19 protein-coding genes are annotated in these 23,814 nt (G+C 62.7%); 6 read left to right on the forward strand and 13 right to left on the reverse strand.

Annotated features, from left to right (window positions below; genetic code table 11):
- Positions 1 to 10 precede the first annotated feature (10 nt).
- Complete coding sequence (locus tag RAD10_RS20485) at positions 11 to 2,302, reverse strand: FdhF/YdeP family oxidoreductase (protein WP_461618985.1); 2,292 nt, start codon at positions 2,300 to 2,302, stop codon at positions 11 to 13.
- 247 nt (positions 2,303 to 2,549) lie between these two features.
- On the opposite strand from RAD10_RS20485, the gene RAD10_RS20490 reads away from it, so the two are divergent.
- Positions 2,550 to 3,797, forward strand: a complete 1,248-nt coding sequence (locus RAD10_RS20490; RefSeq protein ID WP_461618986.1) for an oxalate decarboxylase family bicupin — start codon at positions 2,550 to 2,552, stop codon at positions 3,795 to 3,797.
- Between the two features lie 83 nt (positions 3,798 to 3,880).
- Here RAD10_RS20490 and cydB read toward each other — a convergent pair whose 3' ends face one another.
- The 8 genes from cydB to RAD10_RS20530 form a co-directional block, all read right to left on the reverse strand.
- Positions 3,881 to 4,867, reverse strand: a complete 987-nt coding sequence (gene cydB, locus RAD10_RS20495; protein WP_461618987.1) for a cytochrome d ubiquinol oxidase subunit II — start codon at positions 4,865 to 4,867, stop codon at positions 3,881 to 3,883.
- Between the two features lie 2 nt (positions 4,868 to 4,869).
- Positions 4,870 to 6,279, reverse strand: coding sequence for a cytochrome ubiquinol oxidase subunit I (locus RAD10_RS20500; protein ID WP_461618988.1), 1,410 nt, complete (start codon positions 6,277 to 6,279; stop codon positions 4,870 to 4,872).
- Positions 6,280 to 6,482: 203 nt separating this feature from the next.
- The gene (locus RAD10_RS20505) at positions 6,483 to 7,160 is read right to left on the reverse strand and encodes a YoaK family protein (protein WP_461618989.1); all 678 of its coding nucleotides are present in this window, start codon (positions 7,158 to 7,160) and stop codon (positions 6,483 to 6,485) included.
- Positions 7,161 to 7,178: 18 nt separating this feature from the next.
- On the reverse strand, positions 7,179 to 8,015 hold the full coding sequence (gene fdhD / locus RAD10_RS20510; RefSeq protein ID WP_461618990.1) for a formate dehydrogenase accessory sulfurtransferase FdhD: 837 nt from the start codon (positions 8,013 to 8,015) through the stop codon (positions 7,179 to 7,181).
- 308 nt (positions 8,016 to 8,323) lie between these two features.
- Positions 8,324 to 8,953: a histidine kinase dimerization/phosphoacceptor domain -containing protein gene (locus tag RAD10_RS20515; RefSeq protein ID WP_461618991.1), complete on the reverse strand. Its 630-nt coding sequence runs from the start codon at positions 8,951 to 8,953 to the stop codon at positions 8,324 to 8,326.
- A 37-nt stretch (positions 8,954 to 8,990) separates the two neighbouring features.
- Entirely contained in the window at positions 8,991 to 9,491 is a 501-nt protein-coding gene (locus tag RAD10_RS20520) for a Dps family protein (protein WP_165637092.1), read from the reverse strand.
- A 119-nt stretch (positions 9,492 to 9,610) separates the two neighbouring features.
- Positions 9,611 to 10,174, reverse strand: a complete 564-nt coding sequence (locus tag RAD10_RS20525) for a cytochrome b (RefSeq protein WP_461618992.1) — start codon at positions 10,172 to 10,174, stop codon at positions 9,611 to 9,613.
- A complete protein-coding gene (locus RAD10_RS20530; RefSeq protein ID WP_461618993.1) occupies positions 10,171 to 11,226 on the reverse strand; it encodes a catalase family peroxidase in 1,056 nt (351 codons plus the stop codon). Before RAD10_RS20530 ends, RAD10_RS20525 begins: the two co-directional genes overlap by 4 nt.
- A gap of 362 nt (positions 11,227 to 11,588) precedes the next feature.
- On the opposite strand from RAD10_RS20530, the gene RAD10_RS20535 reads away from it, so the two are divergent.
- The 3 genes from RAD10_RS20535 to RAD10_RS20545 all read left to right on the forward strand — a co-directional run bounded on the left by RAD10_RS20535 (position 11,589) and on the right by RAD10_RS20545 (position 15,886).
- Entirely contained in the window at positions 11,589 to 12,473 is an 885-nt protein-coding gene (locus tag RAD10_RS20535; RefSeq protein WP_461618994.1) for an SDR family NAD(P)-dependent oxidoreductase, read from the forward strand.
- Between the two features lie 48 nt (positions 12,474 to 12,521).
- On the forward strand, positions 12,522 to 12,761 hold the full coding sequence (locus RAD10_RS20540; RefSeq protein WP_461619185.1) for a helix-turn-helix domain-containing protein: 240 nt from the start codon (positions 12,522 to 12,524) through the stop codon (positions 12,759 to 12,761).
- A gap of 239 nt (positions 12,762 to 13,000) precedes the next feature.
- On the forward strand, positions 13,001 to 15,886 hold the full coding sequence (locus RAD10_RS20545; RefSeq protein ID WP_461618995.1) for an ATP-binding protein: 2,886 nt from the start codon (positions 13,001 to 13,003) through the stop codon (positions 15,884 to 15,886).
- A gap of 44 nt (positions 15,887 to 15,930) precedes the next feature.
- Here the strand turns inward: RAD10_RS20545 and RAD10_RS20550 are convergent, their stop codons facing one another.
- Together RAD10_RS20550 and RAD10_RS20555 are read right to left on the reverse strand one after the other, a co-directional pair.
- Positions 15,931 to 16,926, reverse strand: a complete 996-nt coding sequence (locus RAD10_RS20550; RefSeq protein ID WP_461619186.1) for a Bug family tripartite tricarboxylate transporter substrate binding protein — start codon at positions 16,924 to 16,926, stop codon at positions 15,931 to 15,933.
- A gap of 125 nt (positions 16,927 to 17,051) precedes the next feature.
- A complete protein-coding gene (locus tag RAD10_RS20555; RefSeq protein WP_461618996.1) occupies positions 17,052 to 17,333 on the reverse strand; it encodes a hypothetical protein in 282 nt (93 codons plus the stop codon).
- A gap of 313 nt (positions 17,334 to 17,646) precedes the next feature.
- Here RAD10_RS20555 and RAD10_RS20560 point away from each other — a divergent pair, with 313 nt between their 5' ends.
- On the forward strand, positions 17,647 to 17,889 hold the full coding sequence (locus RAD10_RS20560) for a hypothetical protein (RefSeq protein ID WP_461618997.1): 243 nt from the start codon (positions 17,647 to 17,649) through the stop codon (positions 17,887 to 17,889).
- Between the two features lie 205 nt (positions 17,890 to 18,094).
- On the forward strand, positions 18,095 to 18,328 hold the full coding sequence (locus RAD10_RS20565; protein ID WP_461618998.1) for a hypothetical protein: 234 nt from the start codon (positions 18,095 to 18,097) through the stop codon (positions 18,326 to 18,328).
- Between the two features lie 968 nt (positions 18,329 to 19,296).
- Here the strand turns inward: RAD10_RS20565 and RAD10_RS20570 are convergent.
- Together RAD10_RS20570 and RAD10_RS20575 are read right to left on the reverse strand one after the other, a co-directional pair.
- Positions 19,297 to 20,568: an efflux RND transporter periplasmic adaptor subunit gene (locus tag RAD10_RS20570; protein ID WP_461618999.1), complete on the reverse strand. Its 1,272-nt coding sequence runs from the start codon at positions 20,566 to 20,568 to the stop codon at positions 19,297 to 19,299.
- Complete coding sequence (locus RAD10_RS20575) at positions 20,565 to 23,747, reverse strand: efflux RND transporter permease subunit (protein ID WP_461619000.1); 3,183 nt, start codon at positions 23,745 to 23,747, stop codon at positions 20,565 to 20,567. Before RAD10_RS20575 ends, RAD10_RS20570 begins: the two co-directional genes overlap by 4 nt.
- Positions 23,748 to 23,814: the final 67 nt, after the last annotated feature.

Raw genomic sequence — 23,814 nt, forward strand, 5'->3', positions numbered from 1 at the left:
CTGATACCCTCTAAGGCTGGCTCTCGGTCGAACGCACCAGGCGAATCGGGATACCCTTGAACGACGGCGTGAAGCTGATGGGATCGCGGGCATAAAGCGGCACCAGCGGATTTGTCTCGGGATAATAGGCGGCGCAGCAACCGGTCGGAAAGGAATAGGCCACCACGCGGAAGCTACGTACGATCCGTTCGGCGCCGTCGGTCGATACGGTTATGAGGTCGACACGATCGCCATCGGCAAACCCACGCTTCTTCATCTCGTATTCGTTAAGGAATACCACGTCGCGCTGGCCGAAGACGCCGCGATAGCGGTCCGACATCGAGTACAGCGTTGTGTTGTACTGGTCGTGGCTGCGGATGGTGCTGAGCCACAGGAAATCGGGATCGCCCTGCGAGGGATCCTCGCCGCAGCCTTCGAAGATGAGGAAGTTGGCCTTTCCGGACGGCGTCGCCCAGATCCGCTCCCGTGCCGTCGAGGTGAGATGAAAGCCGCCAGGAACGCGGATGCGGGCGTTGTAGCCCTGGAAAATCGGAAAGACCGCCTCGATCGCGTCGCGGATGAGGTCGTAATTTGCAACAAACCCGTTCCAGTCAACCGCAGAGCGCTCGCCGACAGTCGCCTTGGCGAGCCCCGCGACGATAGCGACTTCGCTGAGCAGATGCTCCGATGCCGGCTTGTTGCGGCCGCCGGAGGCGTGGACCATCGACATAGAATCCTCGACCGTGATCGACTGCGGTCCCGATTCCTGGATGTCGATCTCGGTGCGGCCGAGGCACGGCAGGATCAAGGCAGAGCGGCCGTGGATCAGATGGCTGCGGTTGAGCTTGGTGGAGACGTGGACGGTCAGGTCGAGCTTGCGCAATGCCGCCTGCGTCGCCTGCCAGTCCGGAATGGCCGCGGCAAAATTGCCGCCCATTGCGAAGAAGACCTTCACCTCGCCGCGGATCATCGCCTCCAGCGCGGTGACGACGTTGTGCCCCGGCGCAGCGGGCGGCTTGAAGCCGAAGCGCTGCTCCAGGCGATCGAGGAAGTCCGCCTTGGGAACCTCCGTGATCCCCACGGTCCTATCGCCCTGCACGTTGGAATGACCGCGGACCGGACAGACCCCGGCGCCTTCGCGTCCCACATTGCCGCGGAGGAGCGCGAGGTTGGCGATCTGCTGCACGTTATGCGCACCGCGCTGATGCTGCGTGATGCCCATACCGTAGACGAGGATGGCACGCTCCGCCTTCATGTAGGCAGCGGCCGCATATTCCATGTCCTCGCGCGTCAGGCCGGACTGGCGTTCGATGTCGGGCCATTGCGTGCGCTTGAAGTCGTCGATCAGTGCTTCGATGCCGACGGTGTGCCCGCGAATGAAGTCCCAATCCAGAATCTCCGGCTGCTCGGCAGCACGGGCCGCTTCGTCCGCTTCCACGAGGACCTTCATGATCCCCTTGAGAACCGCGACGTCGCCGCCGACCCGCACCTGAAACAACTTCGAGCTGATCGTGGTCGAGCCCAGAGTGATCATCTCGATCGGACTCTGCGGCGCCTGGAAGCGTTCCAGCGCCCGCTCGCGGAACGGGTTGAATGAGATGATCGACGCGCCGCGGCGGGCTGCGTTGCGCAGGCTCGTCATCATGCGCGGGCTGTTGGTGCCAGGATTTTGGCCGAAGATGAAGATGCAGTCGGCCTTGTCAAAATCCTCGAGCAGCACGGTGCCCTTGCCGACACCGATCGATTGCGGCAGACCGACGCTGGTCGCCTCGTGGCACATGTTGGAGCAGTCGGGGAAATTATTGGTGCCGTACTCGCGCACGAACAGCTGGTAGAGAAAGGCGGCCTCGTTCGAGGCCCGCCCGGACGTATAGAACTCGGCCATATTCGGGTCCGGCAGCGCCTTCAGCTCTCGGCCGATCATGTCGAAGGCATCGCTCCACTCGACCGGGAGATAGCGGTCGGAGGCGGCGTCATAGGCCATCGGATGCGTGAGCCGCCCGATCATCTCGATATCGTAGTCGCTCCAGGTCGCGAGCTCGCTGACGGTATGCTCGGCGAAGAACTCAGGTGTGCAGCGTTTGGACGTCGCCTCCCAGGCGATCGCCTTGCCGCCATTCTCGCAGAACTCGAATGACGAGGTGTGCTTCGGATCGGGCCAGGCGCAGCCGGGGCAGTCGAAGCCCTCCGGCTGATTCATGCGGCTCAGCGTTGCCGCCCCCTTCAGCGGCACCCGCTGCACCAGCAGGGCTTCGCTCAACGCCTTCAGGGCTCCCCATCCGCCGGCAGGTTCACGGTAGGGACGAACCGATTTCGTGGTCATCTCAATGTCTCTCGATGTGGCAATTCGCCAGCCAGTTAAGGGGCGGGCCGCCAGAGGCGTCTTTTCAAATCGGAGTTCGAATTTCTCATTTGCACACGTTCGGACCAGACCGGCCGGCTGAAGCAGCCAGTGCGTTCCAGAAAAAGGAACGTCGTTCCCGGAAGCTGAGCCGGCAGCCGGAAACTAGGCTGGTGTCTGGAGCCCGTCGCGATGCGGGGCTCGCGACAATTTTCAGGAGGAATCGAACATGTTCTCACGACGTGATTTGCTGGCGATGTCGGCGGCGGGCGCCGCCATGGTCGGTTCCAGCGCGCAGGCTGCGACCTTCGGCAATCCGGACGAGCCGCCGCAAGGCGCCGTAAACGCCAAAAGCCCAGGAAGCCTGACCGATCCCGGTCCGCAGAACCCGGGGCTCGCCAGCCAGTTTCCCTCGGCGCAAATCCCGCCCGCGACCGACGTCGGCGGCCTGCCGATGGATTGGGCCTCGTTCAACAATGCACCGAGACGCATCCAGGATGGCGGCTGGGCGCGCCAGGTCACTGTCGCGGATTTCGCCATCTCGAAGGAAATCTCCGGCGTCAACATGCGGCTGTCGGCCGGCGGCATTCGCGAGCTGCATTGGCATCAGGCCGCGGAATGGGCGATCATGACCTACGGCGCTTGCCGCATCACGGTGCTCGATACGCAAGGGCGCCCCTATGTCGCCGACCTCAAATCCGGCGACCTCTGGTATTTTCCACCGGGCGCGCCGCATTCGCTGCAGGGACTGGGTCCCGACGGCTGCGAATTCGTGATCTGCTTCGACGACGGCCATGCCAACGAATTCAACACGCTCCTGGTGACGGACTGGTTCGCGCACACGCCCCCCGAGGTGCTGGCGAAGAACTTCGGCGTTCCGGCCGACGCTTTCGCCAAGATTCCGCTTCACAACCGCTGGATCTTCCAGGGCACATTGCCGGGAGATCTCGCCGCAGATCGCGCGGCCGCCACCAAGCACGCCGAAGCGCCGCCCTACCCCTTCGTCCATTCGCTGGCCGGCTCGGCTCCAGTCAAGGAGAGTTCGGCCGGAACCATTCGCGTCGCCGACAGCACCACCTTCAAGGTGGCCACCACCGTCGCCGCAGCGCTGGTGACGATGCCGCCGGGAGCCGTCAGGGAGATGCACTGGCATCCGAATGCCGACGAGTGGCAGTACTACATCAAGGGCAAGGCGCGGATGACCGTGTTCGATACCGGTCCCAATGCTCTGACGACGAATTTCGCCGCCGGCGACATCGGCTATGTCCGGCGTAACCTCGGTCACTATGTGGAAAACATCGGCGACACGGAGCTGCAGTTCGTCGGCGTATTCCGCGCACCTCGCTACGAGGAGGTGTCGCTCTCCAACTGGCTGACGCATACGCCGCCCAAACTGGTCGCCCAGCATTTCAACATCGACGAGAAGCTGATCGCGCAATGGCCGGACAACAGCCCCGGCATCATGCCGAAATCCTGAACAAGGGGTCCGAACGAAAAAGGCGCCGGAAACGGCGCCTTTTTCTTATCCTGCCAAACACCATCCTTGCGAGGTCGCCGCCGTCAGTAGTGATCGGCCGCGGAAACGGACTTGCCACGAAAGATGCGATAACCGACTGCCATATAGAGCAGCATCAGCGGGAAGACGAACAAGCCGGCGCCCCAGAACATGAACGCGAGACTTGCATGGGGAGCTGCGGCCTCCTCGATCGTGACGACAAACGGAATCATGTAGGGCCAGAACGACAGGGCGAGCGTTCCGAATGCCGCCACGAAGATCAGCGACACCATGTGAAACGGCCAGTAGTCGTCGTGGTTCAGGATGCTCCTGGCGAGCACTGCGGCTGCACCGGCGCCGATCAGCGGAAACACGAACAAATAGGGACGGTCGATCCATCGGTGCAAAATCGGAAGATGTTCGGCGAGCGCATGGACGAAGACGATGACCAGGAATGCGAGGACACTTATCGCGAGCGGTGGAATCTGGCGCCGCGCCATGTCCCGCACGGGGCCGTCGCTCTTCCTCACCAGCCAGCAGGCGCCGAGCAGCGCATAGCCGAAGCAGAGCCCAATCCCGCACAGGACGGCGAAGGTTGTCAGCCAACCGAAGGTCCCGCCGGTATAGTCCCCGTTCGAGAATGGCAGTCCTTCCACGATCGCGCCCACCATCGCTCCCTGCATGAAGGTTGCGGCAAACGAGCCTGTTGCGAAGCAGACATCCCAGATCCAGCGCGAGCGTGATGCCTTGCCACGAAATTCGAATGCCACTCCCCGCAGGATCAGTCCCAGCAACATGACGACAACCGGGATATAGAGAGCCGGGAGCAACATCGAATAGACCAGGGGAAACGAGCCCCACAGGATCACACCTGTGACGATCAGCCAGGTTTCATTGCCGTCCCAGACCGGGGCAACCGTACCCAGCATGGCCTCTCGTTTCGACTTGCTGCGGGTCAGGCCGAACAGCATGCCGACGCCGAGGTCGAAGCCGTCCAGAAGCAGGTAGATCAGGATACTGATGGCGAGAAGCGCAACCCAGAACATCACCATGTCTATTCTCCCGCTTCGAGATAGCTGCGCGTCGGCGGCAACTGGTCGGCAAGCGACATCGGCCGATTGGGCGCCGGGATGTCCAGCGGCTTGCCGCCTAGTCCCGGCGGGCCGGCCCGCAGCAGCCGATAGATGTAGTAGGTCCCGAACGAGAAGATGAAGGCGTAAACCGCGACGAACAGGATCAGCGACATCATCGCGGCGGAGGCCGTGAGGAACGGCGTCACGGCATCAGCAGTTCGCAGCACGCCGTAGATCGTCCATGGCTGACGGCCGACCTCCGCCGTGTACCAGCCGGTAAGGATCGCTATCCATGGCAGCGGAAAACTGAGGAAGATGCCCCAAAGCAAGAGGCGGCTGCGCTCGAGGCGATTCTTCAGGCCAAGCCAGGTCCCGAGCCAAGCCAGCCCCAGCATGACGAGGCCGCAGCCGACCATGATCCGGAAGGCGAAGAACGGAATCAACACGGGCGGCCGATCCTGCGGCGCGAAGCTGGTCAGGCCGACCTCCTTCGAAGTCAGGCTGAGGCTTCCGATGATGCTCCCGAGGATCGGAATTGATATGGCGTATTTGTTCGATTCCGTGCCCGAATCTGGAATCGCGATCAGAACCTCCGAGGCGGGCTGCTCGTCGTGCCAACGAGCTTCGATGGCAGCGAACTTGGCCGGCTGAAGGTCGTGGACATAGTCGCCGACGAGATGCCCGATGAAGAGCTGAACCGGAAGCAGCACGGCGGCGAGCGCAAGCCCCATGCTCAGCATGACCCGGGCCTCCGCACGATAGGTCCGCCGCAGCAGATACCACGCGCCGGTTGCCGCGACGCAGAACGCACCAGTGAGATAGGAGGCGAGCAACATGTGCGGAAACCTGACCCAAACCACCCGGTTGAAGATGATTTGCGCCCAGTCCACGGGCACGAACTGGCCGTTCTGCATGACATAGCCGGTCGGCACCTGCATCCAGCTGTTGTTCACCATGATCCAGAACGCCGAAAGCGTCGTTCCAAGCGCCACCATGGCGGTGGAGAACAGGTAGAACCAGGATGGCACGCGCGTCCGCCCGAAGATGAGGATGCCGAAGAAGCTGGCTTCCAGCATGAAGGCGGTGAACGTTTCGTAAGACAGAAGCGGTCCCTGGATCGGCCCCGACATCTTCGAGAGCACGCTCCAGTTCGTGCCAAACTGGAACGCCATCACCACCCCCGAGACGACACCCATGCCGAAGGCTACGCCGAATATCTTCAGCCAGAACTCGAACAGGATCCGGTAGACGGGTTTACCGCTGTACTGACGCATCGCTTCGAGCACGGTGAGCCAGGCGGCTAGCCCGATCGTGAAGGCGGGGAAGATGATGTGAAACGAGATGGTGAAGGCAAATTGCAGCCGCGATAGAAGAAGGGCTGTCGGATCCATCGGAGGCTCCCGTTCGCTCAGGCTCGCTTCGCCGCCCACGGCACGCGGGCAGCCGGCTGCTGGATGTTGTCGACTTTGACAGGAAGTTTAGGCGCCGCATCAGGCGCCCGCTTCCCCGAACGAACGTCCTTTTGTTGAATGGCATGGTGGGTCCGGGGTTGCGCGTGACGATCGCTGCGCATGCCGATGGTGAGAACGATGACTCAGCTTCGGGACGGAGGGCGATGCCGGAGACAGAGCCAGAGAACGCAGATCGACGAGGCGATCGGCAAGGTAAGACTCCACGCGCCGAGCCACCGCGTTGTGCAGCCGCCGACGGCCGCCCCCAAGAGGAACATCAGGCAGAGCATCAGCATGGCGCCGGTGCCGCGCGTGGCCTCCCGATCTGTTGTCACAACGAGCTCATCGATGGCGCGAAGCATGTTGCCAGTGACTGTGACGGAGAGATACTTCCAGCGCTCGACCTGCCTGAAGCTGGCTGACTGCAGCGCGGCACCAAAGGACATTCCGAGAATCGCGACCGGAGCCGGAATGCGATGAAGCAGCAGCATCACCGCGGCCAGTAACACGATCTCGCCGGCGAGACAGAGCAGCGGCGCACGAATGCGGATCGCCAACGAAGCGCCCAGGAGGAAGCCGGCGATCGGCACGAGGTGATGGGCCGCATGTTGCCATTGTCCGGATGCGGCGTAGAGCCCGAGAAAGACGACATTGCCGGTTTGCGAGCTTGCGAAGACGCCGCCGAGCGAGAGCCAGGTGAAGGCGTCGAGATAGCCGCCCGACATGCTCAGCAGCGATGCGACGAGAAGGGATTGCTCCGGAACGTAGACGCCGGCGTCCGTCCCGGTCGCCGACTCCCGTGCTGCAGCCCGCACCGCCATTGTCGTCAGCCCTTGCGGTCAGAGGTTCGTGCGCGAGGCGGCATCTTCGGGCAACAGAACACGGTGCGGATGCGTGAACACGCCATACCCGTCGTCGCGAGCGATCGCGACCAGCGTGATTCCAGCCTCGTCCGCGGTCTGAATGGCGAGCGCAGTGGGCGCGGAAACGGCCACGACCACCGGCGCGCCGATCATGGCGGCCTTCTGCACCATCTCGACCGAAACGCGGCTGGTCAGCAGCACGACACCATCGCCGGCCGACCTGCCCTCGCGCGTGATTGCGCCGGCGAGCTTGTCGAGCGCGTTGTGTCGGCCGACGTCCTCCCTGATCGCAGCGATACCGAGGCGCGGATGCCAAAGGGCCGCTGCGTGGACGGCTCGCGTCTGCTGATACAGGATCTGAAGGGGAGACAGCGCCCCAATGGCCGTCAGCAAGTCCTCTCCTGAGAACGTGGCACCCCGGTCGGCCACGCGCGACGGTGCACGGCGTGCCTGTTCGAGGCTCTCGATGCCGCATAGTCCGCATCCGACGGGGCCGCTGATGGCCCGGCGCCGCGCAGCCAGGGATGCGGCACGGTCGCCATGGAGCCACATCCGCACCTCGATCCCGAGCTCGTTCGGGACCAGATCGATATCCCTGATCTCGTCCGGATGCTCGACGATGGTCTCGGTGAGACTGAAGCCGACCCCGAAATCCTCGAGGTCCGCCGGCGTTCCCATCATGACTGCATGGGTGGAGCCATTGTAGGTGAGTGCGATGGCGGTCTCCTCGGCAATAAACCGCGAGGTAGACCTCGTGTGGCCACCACGCCAGGCGATCTCCTGATGCCGCGTGAATGTCGAGCTCGCGATCATGGCTCACACCACCGCTGGCTGAGCGGAAGGACGGGAGGCGCGGCTCCTGAGGGCCAGTCCGAATGCGATGAATCCCCATATCAGTTCGCCAACACCCAGCGCAACGAACCAGCCCCATTCTCCAGCAATCGCGTGAATGGCCCTTCCGAGCGATGCCTTCGAGTTCGAGATATCCGTCATGGTTTGACCCTTGTTCGCAGGACCGGTTCGCCGGCCATGAAGCAAGCCTAGCGAAACCGGCCAGCAGCAATCTTTCGAGGACGCAGCGGTATTAGTTCATCCGCACGGTGCGGATCGGTTTGCGCGATTCACGACCAACGTGGGAGGCTCACGACAGTCGTGGCGCCCCCGGGTCCGGCGTGAACATCGACCGTCCCGTTCAGATGCTCGAGAAGTGCCTCGACGATGGCGCGCTCCTCTTGCTGATGCCGTCCCTCGTCAGACGAGCCGTTGTCCGTGACGGAGCAAGCGACTGACGTAGTCGTCACCCACATTTCGAGATGAATCGCGCCAGTTCCGCCGTGAGATACGCGGCCCGCCGCACTGGTAACCAGCTCGAAGACGATCATCCCCAGCAGCCAGCAACGCTCGGAGCTCATCTTCAACGGATGCAGCAAGAGCGAGAGCGAAATACCCTCGCCTTCGAGGCTGGAACGGCTGATCGAGCGGCATAATTGCTGAAGATAGGCCGCCAGATCGACGATCGTGGTGAACTGCGGCATCTGTAGCGCGTGATGAAGCCGCACGTGACTTTCCAGCCGTTCCTGCAGGGAAGCGAGCGTCGCCCTCGCTTCCCTCGCGTCGCAGCGACTGGCGGCTTTCGACACCAGATCAATCGCCGACGCAAGCTCGTCGTCGATCCGATGCGCGAACTCTCGCAGCAGCCGGCGCTCCGCCGTCATGCCGCCGTTCGCCGAGAGCTTCGAGAGGCCGCTCATCCTTCATCCGCCTCCCGGCCGAACGGCACGCCCGCGCTTACGAGTTCGGCCCGTTTCGGCCGGTCTCATACAGGAACCAGACGCGCCGCTCCGTTTCGTCGATCCAATTTTCCAGGAGGCTTGCGGTCGCAACATCGCTGTATTCGTCGCAAAGCTCGTGCACCCGGCGCATTTCCCGGGTCAGCTGCTGGTTGTCGCTGCGCAGCTCGGCGAGCATGTCCAGCGGATCGACATAGTCCGCATCGTTGTCGAGAATGCGCTGCTCGCGCGCGATGTGACCAATCGAGCGCAGCGTGGTCCCGCCGATCTTGCGCGCGCGCTCGGCGATGTCGTCGGTCATGGCGAAGATCTGATCGGCCTGCTCGTCGAGCAGCAGGTGATAGTCGCGAAAGTGGCTGCCCGATACGTGCCAGTGGAAGTTCTTGGTCTTCAGGTAGAGCGCGAAGACGTCCGCCAGCAGCGCTCTCAGCGCGGCTGGAACGTCCCGGTTCGCGTTGGCTCCGAGATCGGTCGGGCTCTGGAGGTCTGCTTTGGTCATGGTCGGTATCCTTGATGGAGGTAGGGACATCTAGCCGCCCCTCGCGCCAGTGGTCTTTCCTACCTGAAAGACCATTCTCGAATTGCACGCGCGCGACGGCCTGCCGGCGCGCAGCCGGTTCATTCCACGGGGGTCATCCTGTCCCGCGACGGCAGAAGCGAGATCGTCCCGAATACGCCGTCGCGGCGGATCAGTGCATGAAACAGCGCCGCCGCCAGATGCAGCAGCACGAGGGCAAAGAACGTGAAGCCCAGATAGAAATGGGCGTTCCAGAGCAGCGTGCGCACGCCGTCGCTCTGCGACAGCAGCGCCGGAATCTGAATCCCGCCGTAGAGGACGACCGGATAGGCCGCAGCCCAGAGCATGCCGAGACCAAGCAACGGCATGACGATCATCAAGCCATAGAGGAGTTGGTGAGACAATCTCGCCCCAAGCTTCATGCTCCATGGGAGATCGGCCGGCAACGGCGGGGCACCGTAATAAAGCCGCAGCGCCAGCCTGATCAGGACGAGAGCGAGGAGAGCCACCCCGAGCGTCTTGTGGATCAGGACGAGAGGCAGATATTTCGGCGCGACGGTTGATACCATGCCCGCACCAATGAAGAGCATGGCGAAGATGCATGCCGCCATGAACCAGTGCACCAGCCGCTGGATCAGGGCAAAACGACGGGGAGCGTCGGTCATTGCTGCACCGCCTCGGTTCGCGGATAGTCCTTCGCCTCGGCCGCACGCAAATCGTAGGATCTGCGGTACACCGATGAGCGTGCCGCCGGGAATGGGTCATCCGATACCCGTATGCCCTGCGGAAGGACTGTCGGATCGAAGTTGATGTCACGGCACGGGCCATCCCGCTCCGGCTCGATCCGCTGCACGACGAGCGTTCCGACCTCTACCGCGCGGCGCTCTTCCGGCCACGCCCTGCTCGGATCGGCAGTCGGATCGCCCGGTTCGGCCACGGTCGTGACCATGGCCCATCGTTGCGGGCCAGCATTCCGAATCCGTTCCTCGATCTCCTGCTCGAGGACATTCGGGCCGGCCTTTTCAAGGTCGGCTTGCGAAACCGGAATCCGTTCCGCCGCAGGCCGTAGCGACCATCGTACGACGCGCCCGTCGCCCTTTGCATCTACGAAGACGAAGCTGTCGAGGCTGTTATAGGGCTCTTCCGCGTAACTGCCCGTCCAGGGCGCCGCCTTGGCCCAGGCTGCGAAAGCGGCAAACTCCGGATTCGCCTGAATGAACGCCTTCATCGCCTCCGGATCCTTCTTGCCGGACGCAACCAGCAGGTCGTGAAAGGCCTGAGGTGTCGAAACCGCAAAGAACGGCGGGTTGATCATTGCCATTCTCCACTGCTCGCCGTCTGCTGCCGAGATCTGAAGCCCCATGCCGCGCACACGCACGGTCGCATCTACGGCGTTCGGATCGGCCGTGCCGAGGTTGAAACGTCCAAGGACCGGATAACGGCCCTGCACGAAGACCTTTGCGCGGGAGAGTTCCACACCGTTTCCATTCGCTTCGAGCACGCCGGTGAAGCAGATTCCCTTGGCATGATTCTTTCGGTGTCCGAGTGGCGCACCGCTCGGGGGCGTCAGCGCCGCGATCATCCGCTCCGGAGTGAGACGTCCCGGCGAGAGCCATCCTGCCGTGTAAGCGAACGCAGCAGCGCTGCCGCCGACAACGACTGCAATCAAAACAAGCGACCCAAGGCCCGGACCCTTTAGTCTACCAGGCTGATTCATCAAGTCTCCTTCCACCGCTCGAACTGTCCGGCGATCCAACGCAGGGCTCTGCTCGAACGATACAGAATCGTTTTAGCGGGTCGCCGCGGCACCGATCTTTCCAAACACACCGTCAGTTTCGCGAAGGCACGTCCGGACTGCCGGTTTCAAGTATTCCGGCAATACACGCGGAGCGGCGTCGGGCGTTCTGGAAATAATTCGTGCGTTTTGAAAATCGATCGTCGCGCTCGAAAGACCCGTCCCGCGCGGGAGCCCTATGTCAGGTGCTCTCCGCACACGAGCCAGCGCCTGATCACAGAGAATGGGCGGTATCGCGACGGCGCTGCCGTCTTGGCGGAGCATGAAATGCGATTGGGGATCGAATGAGCAAAGTGATCGTCGTCACAGGGGCAGCAAACAGCATCGGGCGGAGCACCTGCAGGGAACTGGTGCAGGCCGGCCACACAGTCTACGTCTCAGCGCGGGACGCGGCCACCGCCAAGGACATCGGAGCGGATCTCGACGACCATGGCGCCGGCCTTTGCGTCATCGAGTTCGACCTCTCCTCGGAAAGCTCATTGAACTCAGCCATCGACACGATCATCGCCGAAAACGGCGGCCTCGACGTGGTCGTGCACAATGCCGGTCAGGTGGTTTACGGCCCGACCGAGGCCTTTACGCCGCAGCAACTCGCCGGGCTCTACGAGACCAACGTGCTGAGCGCACAGCGCCTCAATCGCGCGGCACTGCCGCAATTACGCAAGCAGGGCCAGGGCCTGCTGATATGGATCACGTCGAGCAGCGCGCGGGGTGGCGCTGTACCTTTCCAGGGAGTCTACGCGTCGTCGAAAGCTGCCCTTGACGCGCTGGCGCTCTGCTATGCCGGCGAGCTCGCACGTTGGGGGATCGAGACGACCATCGTGGTTCCCAGCGCGCTCGGACCGGGCCATTACGTTCGCACCGGCCGGCCGGCGGACACAATTCGATCGGAAGAATACGCAGATGGTCCGACCGCCGACGTGAGCGAAACCGCATTGTCGGGACTTGCCGAGCTTTCGCCACCCGATTCCGCTTCGCAAGACGTCGCCCGCGCAATAGCCGACGTCCTGAACATGCCGTTCGGGCAGCGTCCGTTGAGGGTGCATTTCGGGCCTGACGAGGATGGAGCTGCAGCCGTCGACGCAGTCGCCGACGGGAAACGCGCGGAACTGCTCGACCGGATCGGACTGGCAGATATTCTCAAACCGGCGGCCATCGGAGTAGAATAGCCCGTCTCACGCACACGGAGGCAAGCCGATGAGCGAGCTACCTGAAGCATCAAGGCCGAGGAGACCCGGTTCGCACGCGCTTTCTGCTATTCGACCGGCATGTCACCGCATCGATGGTTGATTGCGCAGCGGGTAAGCGTAGCCAAGAACTTCCTTGAACAGTCGAACCTCACATTGGCGGAGATCGCCGCGCTATGCGGCTTGTCGAGCCAGAGCCATCTCAATGCGGCCTTCAAGCAACACGCCGGCCTAAATCCCGGACGGTGGCGCCGCACTTTCAAGTCATGATCTCCCGAAAGCCGGACCTTCTGGTGCGTTTCCATAATCGAAGGTCGTTTTCTGAAAAAAACTCCGCGAACTCGTAAGGAGCACCCTCCCCAAAGTCGAAGCGGTATGCCGCGCGCTGGCGATCCTTTACCGGGATACAGTCGGATGCTACGTTCGCGGTCGCGACCGGGTTCACACAGCTTGGTGCACTTCCAAGTCATAGAACGTGACGAGTACTTTGTCGGGTCGATATCCCCAAAATGGCCTCCTGTTGGCGAACCAAGAACACGACAATCCCTGCCGGCGCTGCGGTCCAAGAGAGCTCCGTCCGGAATACCTTCGTTTTCGGGCCGTTTCGCCTCGACGTCCTGCAGAGGCGGATCGAACGAGACGGCAGCCCGATCCAACTGTCGGCCCGCGCATTTGACATCCTGCTCACGCTGATCCGGCAAGCCGGCAAGGTGGTCCGCAAGAGCGATCTGATAGCGAAGACATGGCCGGACGGCGGTGTCGACGAGAACAACTTGCGTGTTCATATCGCAGCACTCCGCAAGGCGCTCGGAGACGGCCATGGCGGCACCAAATATCTGACCACGATTTCGGGACAGGGTTATTGCTTTGTTGGTTCGCTCTCGAGCCCGGAGCAGCGGAAACCCGCGCCCCCTCGATCCAGTTATCCCCACAATTTGCCGATCCATCCGCGACAGTTTATGGGACGCGAGCAAACCGTCCAGGACATATCGGACAAACTCAAGACCCAGCGTTTTGTCACGGTCGTCGGCCCTGGCGGCATCGGCAAGACGACGGTCGTGGTTTCCACGGGCCACGCGCTGCTCGCGGAATTCGCCGGTCAGATCTACTTCGTCAGCTTCGGCGAGACCAGCGATGCCGCTCTCGTACCGGCCATTGCGGCGTCTTCTCTTGGGCTGGCGGCGGGGCCGAACGATCCCGCCAGCAGCCTCGTCGCCTTCCTGCGTGACAAGCGCATGCTGGTCATCCTGGATTGCTGTGAGCATGTCATCGAGGCGGCAGCGTCACTGGCCGAACGGCTCTACAAGGAAGCGCCGGATTTGCACATCCTGGCCACCAGCCGGGAGCTCCTGCGCGTCGAAGGCGAACACACATACCGCCTCTCGCCCCTCGCGAGCCCATCCGAGAAAGCCATTCTGACGGCGGCGAGTGCACTCACCTATCCCGCCGTCGAGCTTTTCGTGGAGCGCGCGACTGCAGCCGGCGGCGAGTTTGCTTTGACGGATGCGAACGCGTCGGACGTCGGCAACCTCTGCCGTCGGCTCGACGGCATCCCGCTTGCGATCGAACTCACCGCCGGTCACGTGGGCACCTACGGCGCCGGAGCCATGATCCAGCTTCTCGACAATCAGTTCAATCTGTTGTGGGAGGGACGGCGCACCGTACTGCCCCGGCACCGGACACTGCGGGCAACGATCGAATGGAGCTACAATCTTCTGTCCGAAACCGAACGCGTCATTCTCGGCAGGCTTTCCGTGTTCGTCGGCGGTTTTACCCTGGACGCCGCACGGTCGACCGCCGGGTTCGAGGAAGACGACAACACGGTCCTGGCGATCATCGACAGCCTCGTCGCCAAGTCGATCCTTGCATTGAACACAGGTCCGCAATCGACGCGATACCGGCTTCCGGACACGACCCGGGCCTACGCACGGGACAAACTGACCGCCAGCACCGATGCCGAGGCGATGGCACGACGCCACGCCGCCTACTTTCTCGCTCTGCTCGAAAAGCTGGGCGAGAAGGATTTCTCGGCCGTGGCCGATCAATTCGGCAACATACGAAGCGCGCTGGCCTGGTGTTTCTCGGATCAAGGCGACCGTGAAATCGGCGTCGCTCTCGCCACGGCGTCGATCCCTCTGTTCTTCAGGCTGTCGCTTCTGACCGAGTGCCAACTCTGGGTGACGCGAGCCATCGACGCGCTCGACCAAACGGCCGGAAGCGTAAAACATGGTCTCGCGCTTCACGCCGCATTGGGATGGGCCCGGACGCTCGCCGGGCAATTCGACGATCTCGGCATCACCAGTCTCAGCCCCGCGCTCGAGTTGGCCGGGAGACATGGCGACCTCCCCAGCCAGGTCCGCCTGATCGATCGGCTGCACCTGCTGCAACTCTTCAGCGGCAAGTTTGACGACGCATTGAGCACCGCTCGGAGAGGTGAGGCCATTGCGCTCAAGAGCAATGATCGAGCAGCGCTGGCCCGTATGCACCTGGCGCTCGGCATCTCCTGCCACTATCTCGGCGATGTCACCGCCTCTCGCTTGTACATCGAGGCGGCCTTGTCGCGTTCGGGCCTGGACGTCGACGAGGAGCTGGCGCTCGATCATCCGGGCCGTGCCCAGATCACATTGGCCCGCATCCTATGGCTTCAAGGATATCCCGACCAGGCCATGGCAACGGTGCAAAAGGCCGTCGCCGACTTGATCACCGTGAACCATCCCATCATGCGCTGCAGAGCACTGCTCTGGGCGTTTGATGTCTTCTACTGGGCCGAAGAGCTAGCGAGCTACGAGCACTTCATTGACGGGCTGCTTGCCGAAACTCACCAGCACAATCTCTTCGCCCTTCAGATCGTTGGCGAAGCCATGAAGGGGATTGCGCTGCTGGCACGCGGCGCAACCGATTCCGGGATCCCCATGCTGAGGAGCTCGGTCGAGAAATTGCAGTACCACCGCTTCGGCGCGGTCGCCGGCCTTTGCGTGCCGCTTGCAGCAGCGCTCTCGGCCACCGGTCGTGGCGACGAAGCGCTGGACACGATCGACCAGGCGATCGCTCAGGCCCGGCACTGCAACTTCCTGATGGAAATGCCGGATATGCTGCGGGTAAGAGCCGAAACGCTGGCGCGGAAGGCCGGTTCGGACGTCGTGAAGGCGGAACAGATCCTTGAACAGTCCCTTGAGGTAGCCCACCAACAGGGAGCGCTGGGTTACGAGCTGCGTGCCGCAATCAGCCTTGCGAGGTTATTGCAGAGGCAGGGCCGCCGCCAGGACGCTTATGCCACGCTTGCGTCCGTCTCCAACCGGTTTACCGAGGGATTCCAAACGCGCAGTCTCAAGACGGCCAGGGAGTTGCTTGCCGAACTGGGACCTCCCCGTTCCGGATCGCTCGCAGCCAGTTGACCTCCTCCTGTGGCATCGTATGTGGCACACACCTTGGCCTCATCTCAGTCGCGCTTGAGCCCGATCGACTTGACGATGGGAGAAAGGCGGGCCAGTTCGTCCTCGACGAGGCGCTGAAATTTGTCGGGACCTGAATCGATGTCCGGCTCCAGACCTTGCGTACGATAGCTTTCCTGCAACTGCGGATCGGCCATCGCCGTGCGGGTTGCCGTAGAGATCTGCTCCACGATCGTATCGGGGGTTGCTCGTGGGGCGAACAAGCCAAACCAGCCGGCATATCTGAGGCCCGGCATGCCGGATTCGATCACCGTCGGAATCCCCGGCGCCCCCCTCAACCGCTGTTCGCTCGTCACGGCGATCAGCCGTAGCTTGCCCGCAAGGTGCAGCTGCAGGATCTGGCTCGACACCACGGCAATGACGGCGGAGATCTGGCCGCTAACCAGGTCATTGGTGGCGGCACTCATGCCCCGATAGGGGACGTGGACGACGTCTGCTGCGAGACCGGATTGCAGCCTGAACATCTCCCCAACGAGATGATTGCCGGTGCCAATGCCCGGAGTGCCGTAGGAGAGTCTGCCCGGATTGGCTCTTGCAAAAGCTACCAGCTCCGGCAGGTCCTTCACCGGCAAGGAGGGGTGAACCGCAAATGCAAGCGTGCTGGTAATCAGGCGATAGATGGCGCGGAAATCACGAACGGTGTCGTAGGCGGGCTGCGCCGAGGACAACGGAATCATCACCTGTGTGCTTCCATTGCCGAGCAGAAGCGAATAGCCGTCCGGGGCGCTCTGCGCCACCGCGGCCGAGCCGATCGCGCCGCCAGCGCCGCCGATATTCTCGACGTAGATCGGGCCCAGCAGCGACGCCATCCTGTCGGCCCAGGGACGGCCGATCTGATCACCAGCGGCGCCAGCCGTATAGGGAATGACCAGCTTGATGGGACGGGAGGGATAATCGTCGGCGGCAGCACAGCCGGGCCATGCGACCAGCGCCGTGATACGCGCCGCCCTATCGAGCAGTTCTCGGCGTGAAAGGAGGGACATCTTCTGTGTATTCGTGACCGTGCCGCTCATCTTACACGAATGAAGGGCCTTGAAAATCCGCGCGAGGAGATCGCTGCCTTGCACTGTGCGGGCGGCCAAGCGCCGCACCGTCCCAATCCGCGTCCTCAGCAGCCGCGGCAGATCGATCCTTCGAGCATCTTCTCGAGCTGGGCGTCGTCCTTGTCGATTGTCGGGTCTGTGCCGAGCAACGGACCCTTCGTCGCGCGATGACCGCTCTCGGACGATGACAGCGCCGTGCCGAGCGAGTTCGTCCCCGGCACAGCGGCACTCGAGCCGAGCGCTCCGCCGCTCGTCATCGACATGTGTGAACCAACGCCGCCACGCGCGGACGCCGCGCCCGAGAGCGCAAGGCAGGTGACGATGCAGAGAAACGAAAGCGGTCTCATGGTCCACACTCCACATGCTGTATGACTTGCATCTAGAAACTGGATGCCGCGCGCAAATTGACCATGCACGATCGCGCGATCAATTATGACATCGGTGACAGCACTCCGTTTCGACGGCGCACCGGACAATCATCGACGGCGCGGCCAGCACTGACATTCGATCATCTTCTCGCAAGAGTGATGCTCGTCCAGCGGGCTTTACCGACCGCGCTGCTTATATAACCCCGTATAGAAGATACTTCCGGAAACGCCATCAGCCGAGCAGCGATCCCGCCAAGCGACTCTCCGCACACAGCAAAAATGGAGAATCGCTATGAGTGCATTCAAGATCCTGATTGCCGCGACACTGATCTCAACAGCGACGGCATCGTCAGCGTCCGCGGCCTGGTCCTTCGCCGACCAGGAGCCCGCAACCTTCGCCTCGATGTATCCTGATCGCGACGTGCTGAATGGCGGCGCGTTGACTCCGGCGGGACGCATGGGGCTCGAACGTCCCGGCGGTGCCGCCCCCGTGTTCGGCGCGGTTCACATTCACGACCACCACTGGCGCCGATAACACCAGAACGATGTCTCGTGCGACCGAACGGAAGCGACAGCGCTTCGTGCTTGGTGCGAAAATCCTCGGAATCCCTGCGTGACCATGACTTCGTGCAAAGACGAAAATGATCGTTCGATTGATACTGCCCATCCGACGTTCGCATCCACATGTCTGGCCAGCGAGCCGAGACGTTCCCGGCGTCGCTTTGTCAAGGAGACCTGCAATGACTACACTGAAACTCTTTTCCGCCGGCTTGATCGCCGCGGCCATGGTTGCCTCCCCCGCGATGGCTCGCGAAGGCAATTCGAACGCGCGGCGGACGAATGTCGACGCCTACGCCTCGACGCAACGTATTCCGGTCACGGCCAAACGCGGCTGCGTGAGGGCTCCGGACGTCGGCGCCTACGCATCCGCGCCATGGCGCCGTCCGCCCTGCGAGCCGACATCCGGCTACTGATTGCGCGCACTGGACGACGCCCCCTCGGCACAAGGCAACTGCCGGTGCTGAGCTGAAAGGATCGCACGTGGTCACGGGGCTTGTCTGTCTCACGGATGGAAGGAAGAATGGCAACTTTCCCTGATGGTGCCATTCTTCCTTCCGGGATCGACAAATATCGAATGGTCGCTACGTTGCTGCCGCCGCCCGGCGACCGAAGTGGCAGCCTCAAGGAAGAAGACTGCCGCTACTCAGCAGTTCGACGCGGCACAGCTTCCGTCAGCATCCCGGCGGCAGGATCGGCGACACTCCCGGCGTTGGCGCGGCACCCGACGCATTGGCCGGCAACACCGTCGCAGGCGACGCCAGGTTCATAGAAACCCCTTCCATGCAGGCGGAGCTGTTCGGACTAGGCACGACGGCATTTGGATCAATGCCAGTGCCGCCAGCCCCGCTGGTGTCCTCCAGGATCGTCCCAGGCACCGGATTGTCTGGCACTTGCGGGATCGAGAGCGGCAGAGACGCAGCACTCGTCGTCTGCCCTCCAGGCGTTGAACTGCAGGTGACCGTCGTTCCCGCTCCCGCGGGCGCAGCCGCAGGAATTGTGCCCGTGGAGCTACTGATCTGCCCCATGACCGGAAGTATTGGGGCCACGCTGCCCGGCGTCGGCAGGCCCGTGCTCGATACGAGCGGTGTCGCCGGCGCCAATGTCGGAGAATTCGACGGCGGCGCGCAGACAACAACCGTACCCGGCGTCGTCGGATTAGAGGCGAGCGGAACCGGCGCCAGCGTCGTATCGGGCGCGCCGGGCTCGGTCGTTGCCGAAAACGGACCAGGGCTATTGAGCGGCGAGATGACGACAGCCCCCGGCACGGTTGGGAGACTCATTGCCGTGCTCCCGGTCGTTGCCACCTGGGCCTCGCTCGGAAGACAACCCAGCTGCAGGATAATCAGCGCGACGGGTACGATCCGAATCATGCCCGTGTCCCCTAGCTCGCGTCCTGCTTGCGAATGGCGACTTTGCTGCCCTCCGCCAGATTGACCGCCGGATTGAGCACGACCTGCTCGCCGGGCTGCACGCCGTCGCGCACTTCGACCGACGTACCGAAATCCCGCGCGATCGACACCTTCTGCAGATGAACGACGCCACTCCGCACCACCACGACGTGAAGTCCGTTTTGATCGAAGACCAGCGCATCGGACGGGAGCGTCATCGATGGCGTCTTGCGCGGGATCGACAGCTCGACCGTGCAATAGATGCCGGGACTTAAGGCCCCATCCGGATTCGGGACATCGATCTCGGTCAGCAGCGTTCGGCTTCCCGGCTGCAACGCGGTTGCGATGCGCGTAACTTTGCCCGGAAACGTCCGGTCCGGAATCTCGGGGACGCGGATCTCGGCATCAACGCCCGGCGTGACTCCGAAGGCCTCGTCCTGTGGAACGAACACCTGCGTTCGGATCACGCTGGAATGCATCAGCGTGAACATGAAGGTCGATCCGGCCTGGACCAGGCTGCCGTTGTCCACATTACGCTGCGTGATCACGCCGTCGAACGGCGCCACCACGCGCTGGTAGGCCTTCTCCTGCTGAAGAACGCGAATCTGCGCTTCCTGCGCCGTGATGTTCGATTGGGCCACATTCACGGCCGCCTGCTGGGCACGCAGTGTGAGGCGGTCGTTGTCACCCTGCTGGGCCGTCAGCCAGCCTTGCTTGACCAGATTGCTATCCCGCGCATTGGTGACGTCGGCAAGCTCCCGGCTCGCCTGCGCCTGCTGCAGGGAGGCCTGGTTCTGCGCCAGCGTCGCCTGGGCCTGCGCGATCTGCTGGTCGAGCTCCGGCGCGGTGATCTCCACGAGAAGGTCGCCCTTCTTCACCCGATCGCCGATATCGACGTAGCGCTTCTCGATATAGCCGCTGGTTCGCGCGAAGATGTTTGCCGCCTCGAATGCCGTCGTCGTCGCAGGCAAGGTGACCTTCATGATGTCGCCGCTGGGGCGAACCGTGGCCACCCGAACCTCCGGCACGGCGGTCCTGCCCTGCTCTGTCACTGCAGCGACGTCGCGCGCGGCCTGATAGTGCCGCCAGCCGCCGATACCCAGACCGCCGGCGAGCAGCAGGAGCACACCACCTCCGAGCAACACACCGCCGTAGCGGCGCTGCGGCCGCCCGCCCTTCCCGGGCAATTCCACGATCCGGCAGCTCTCTGCATCAGGCCGGCCTCTTGCGTCGTCATCATCGGTGCGCGCGCGAACATCGCTCATTTCGGTATCTCCTCGAATACGCCGTGATGAGGCCTGCCATCGTTGCGCTTGCGCAGCATGGCGAAGAGATAGGGCACGATCAGCAATGTCGTCGGCGTTGCAAACAGCAGCCCACCGATAACAGCACGCGCGAGCGCCGCGTTTTGCTCCTCGCCCGGGCCTCCGATCGCCATCGGGATCATGCCCACGATCATCGCGGCGGCCGTCATCAGGACCGGACGGATTCGCGTGCGACCCGCGCTCAACGCAGCCTGGAAGGCCGAGTGCCCCTTCAGCTGCTCGTCACGCGCGAAGGTCACGAGCAGGATCGAATTTGCCGACGCAACGCCGACCGCCATGATCGCGCCCATCAGCGAGGGCACGTTCAACGTCGTTCCCGTGATGAACAGCATCGTCACGATACCGCAGAAGGTTGCCGGCAGCGCCAGGATGACGACGAAGGGATCGCCGAAATTCTGGTAGTTCACGACCATCAGCAGATAGACCAGGATGGCTGCAAACAGCAGCCCGATCCCGAGATCGCGAAACGACTGATGCATGCTCTGGATCTGGCCCAGGACCTGGATCGAATTGCCGGGCTGGAGCTGCTTCTGCAGCGTCGCGGTGACCCTGTCGATATCGGCCGCCACGCTGCCGAGATCGCGGCCCTGGACGCTCGCATAGACGTCGAACACCGGCTGGACATTGGCCTGGTTCAAATTGGTGGGCACGGTGCCCCGCTTGAACGTTGCGACGTTGCTGAGCAGACCCGGCACTGTCTGCCCGCCCGCAGCGAGCGAGGCCGAAACCGGTGTGTTTCCCAGAGCATTGAGCGAATTGGCCCTGTATTCGGGGGTCTGCACAGCCAGGTAATATGGAATGCCTGACGTCGGATCGGTCCAGAAATTGGGCGAGACCTGGGCCGACGAGCTGAGGCTGACATTGATGTTTGTCGCAACCGTGCTGGCATTGAGCCCGAGCTGCGCAGCGCGGGTGCGGTCGATGTCGGCGTAGAATGCGGGAGCGTCGACCTCCTGCTGAAGATGCGCATCGACGATCCCGGGAACTGCCGCCAGGCTCTTCTGCACCTGCTTTGCCACCGCCAGATTGTTGGCGCCGTAGCCGGCCGTCCGGACGTCGATCTGCGCCGGCAGGCCAAAGTTCAGGATCTGCGTGACGATATCGGCCGCCTGAAAATAGAAGAGGTCCTCGGGAAATGCGGATGGCAGCACCTGGCGCAACTTCTTGACATAATCCGCGGTCGGCCGGTGTCCCTCCTTGAGCGACACGAGGATGGTGCCGTCGTTCACCCCTATCGTCGAACCGTCGGTGAATGCCAGATTATAGGGGCGCGCCGGGAGCCCGATATTGTCGACGATAAGTGCCCGGTCCTTTTCCGGAATGACTTCGCGGATCTTGTCCTCGACTGCCTGGAAGATCGCCTCTGTGTGCTCGATGCGGGTGCCGGCGGGTGCGCGAACATGGAGCTGGATCTGACCACCGTCGATCAAGGGGTAGAAGTCCCTGCCGACGTAGATGAACATGACGGCCCCGAGGGCCAGCATCAGCACGGCCATCACCGGGATGATGCTGCGGCGCCTAAGCAAAACCATCAGCAGATCGGAATAGCCGTCGCGCAGCCGCTCGAATCCACGCTCGAACATGGCGGAGGCCCTCGCGAAAATCCCGGACGGGCTCTCGTCCTTGGAATGGCGCCGCTCGCCCTTCAGCAGCAGACCGATCGTGATCGGTGTCAGCGTCCGCGACAGTCCGTATGACGCCAGCATTGCGAACACCACCGCCAGACCAAGCGGCGTGAAGAGGTACTTGGCCGGCCCCTGCAGGAACACCACCGAAGTGAACACGCAACTGATCGCGAGCGTAGAGACGAGCGTCGGCACCGCGATTTCGGCTGCGCCATGCAGCGTTGCGTCCGACAGCGGCATCCCCTCCTCCGTCCAGAGCCGATGCGTGTTCTCGATCGTCACCGTCGAATCGTCGACCAGTATGCCGACCGCAAGCGCGAGTCCCCCCAGCGTCATCGTGTTGAGGGTCTCTCCGAGAAAATGCAGAACGACGAGCGATGACAACATCGCAAGCGGGATCGAGATCAGGACGACGAGCGTCGACCGCCATGATCCCAGAAACACCAGGATCATCAGCGCCGTGAGGCCCGCCGCGATCGCGCCTTCCCGCAGCACGCCGTCGACCGAATGAGTGACGAAGACAGATTGATCGAACAGCTCATTGATCTTCAGCCCGGCAGGTGCCGAGGCCCGAATCGACTTCAAGGCATGCTTGACACCGTTGACGACGGCAAGTGTCGAAGCGTTGCCGTTCTTGATCACGCTGAGCAGAACCGAACGATGACCGTCCTCGCGCACGATGTTCTGCTGCACCTGTGATCCGTCGCGGACCTGCGCAACATCCTTCAGCAGGATCGTGGCGCCATTCGCGAACTTGACCGGGATCATATTGAGATCCTTGATCGAGGCCGGTGTCGCATTGGTCCGGACGGTGTACTGGGTGTCGCCGATCTTCGCCGTGCCGGTCGGTAGCGTCAGGTTCTGGGTGTTCACTGCATTGACGATGTCGAGCGGCGTCAATCCGCGCGACAGCAGCTTGTTCGGATCGATGTCGACCATGATCTGGCGATACTTGCCGCCCGCAGGCGTTGGCAGCGTCACCCCGGGGACGGGAGCCAGCTGCTGCCGGATCCGGTAGATGCCGAAATCGTATAATTGCTGTTCGTTCAATTTGTCGGACTCGAGGCTGAGCTGCAGCACCGGCACGCTCGAGGCATTGAACTGCACGATGACCGGCGGCTGAATACCCGGCGGCATCAAGGCGCGGATCGCGTTCGTCGCCGAGACGATCTGCGAGATCGCGAGATCGAGATTGACGTCCGGCTGGAAGTAGATCTTCTGAACCGACAAACCGTTGAGCGTTTGCGCCTCGATGTTCTTGATGCCGCTGACATTGGCGCTGATCGAATACTGGCTGTACGTGCTGACACGCTGCTCCATCTCCGGGGTCGAGAGGCCGGTGTAGCTCCAGATGACGGTGACGACGGGAATGCGGATCTCGGGAAAGATGTCCGTCGGCATCGACCAAATCGCGATGCCGCCGAGAAACAGGATCAACGCCGCAAGCACGTAGAACGTATGCGGAAACCGCAGCGCGAAGCGAACAATTCCCATGATGACTTCTGCCTGAAGACTATTGCGGCGAACTTTGAACAGATGATTGCGAGCCGGCGTCTGTTCA

Source organism: Bradyrhizobium sp. 23AC (assembly GCF_054863025.1).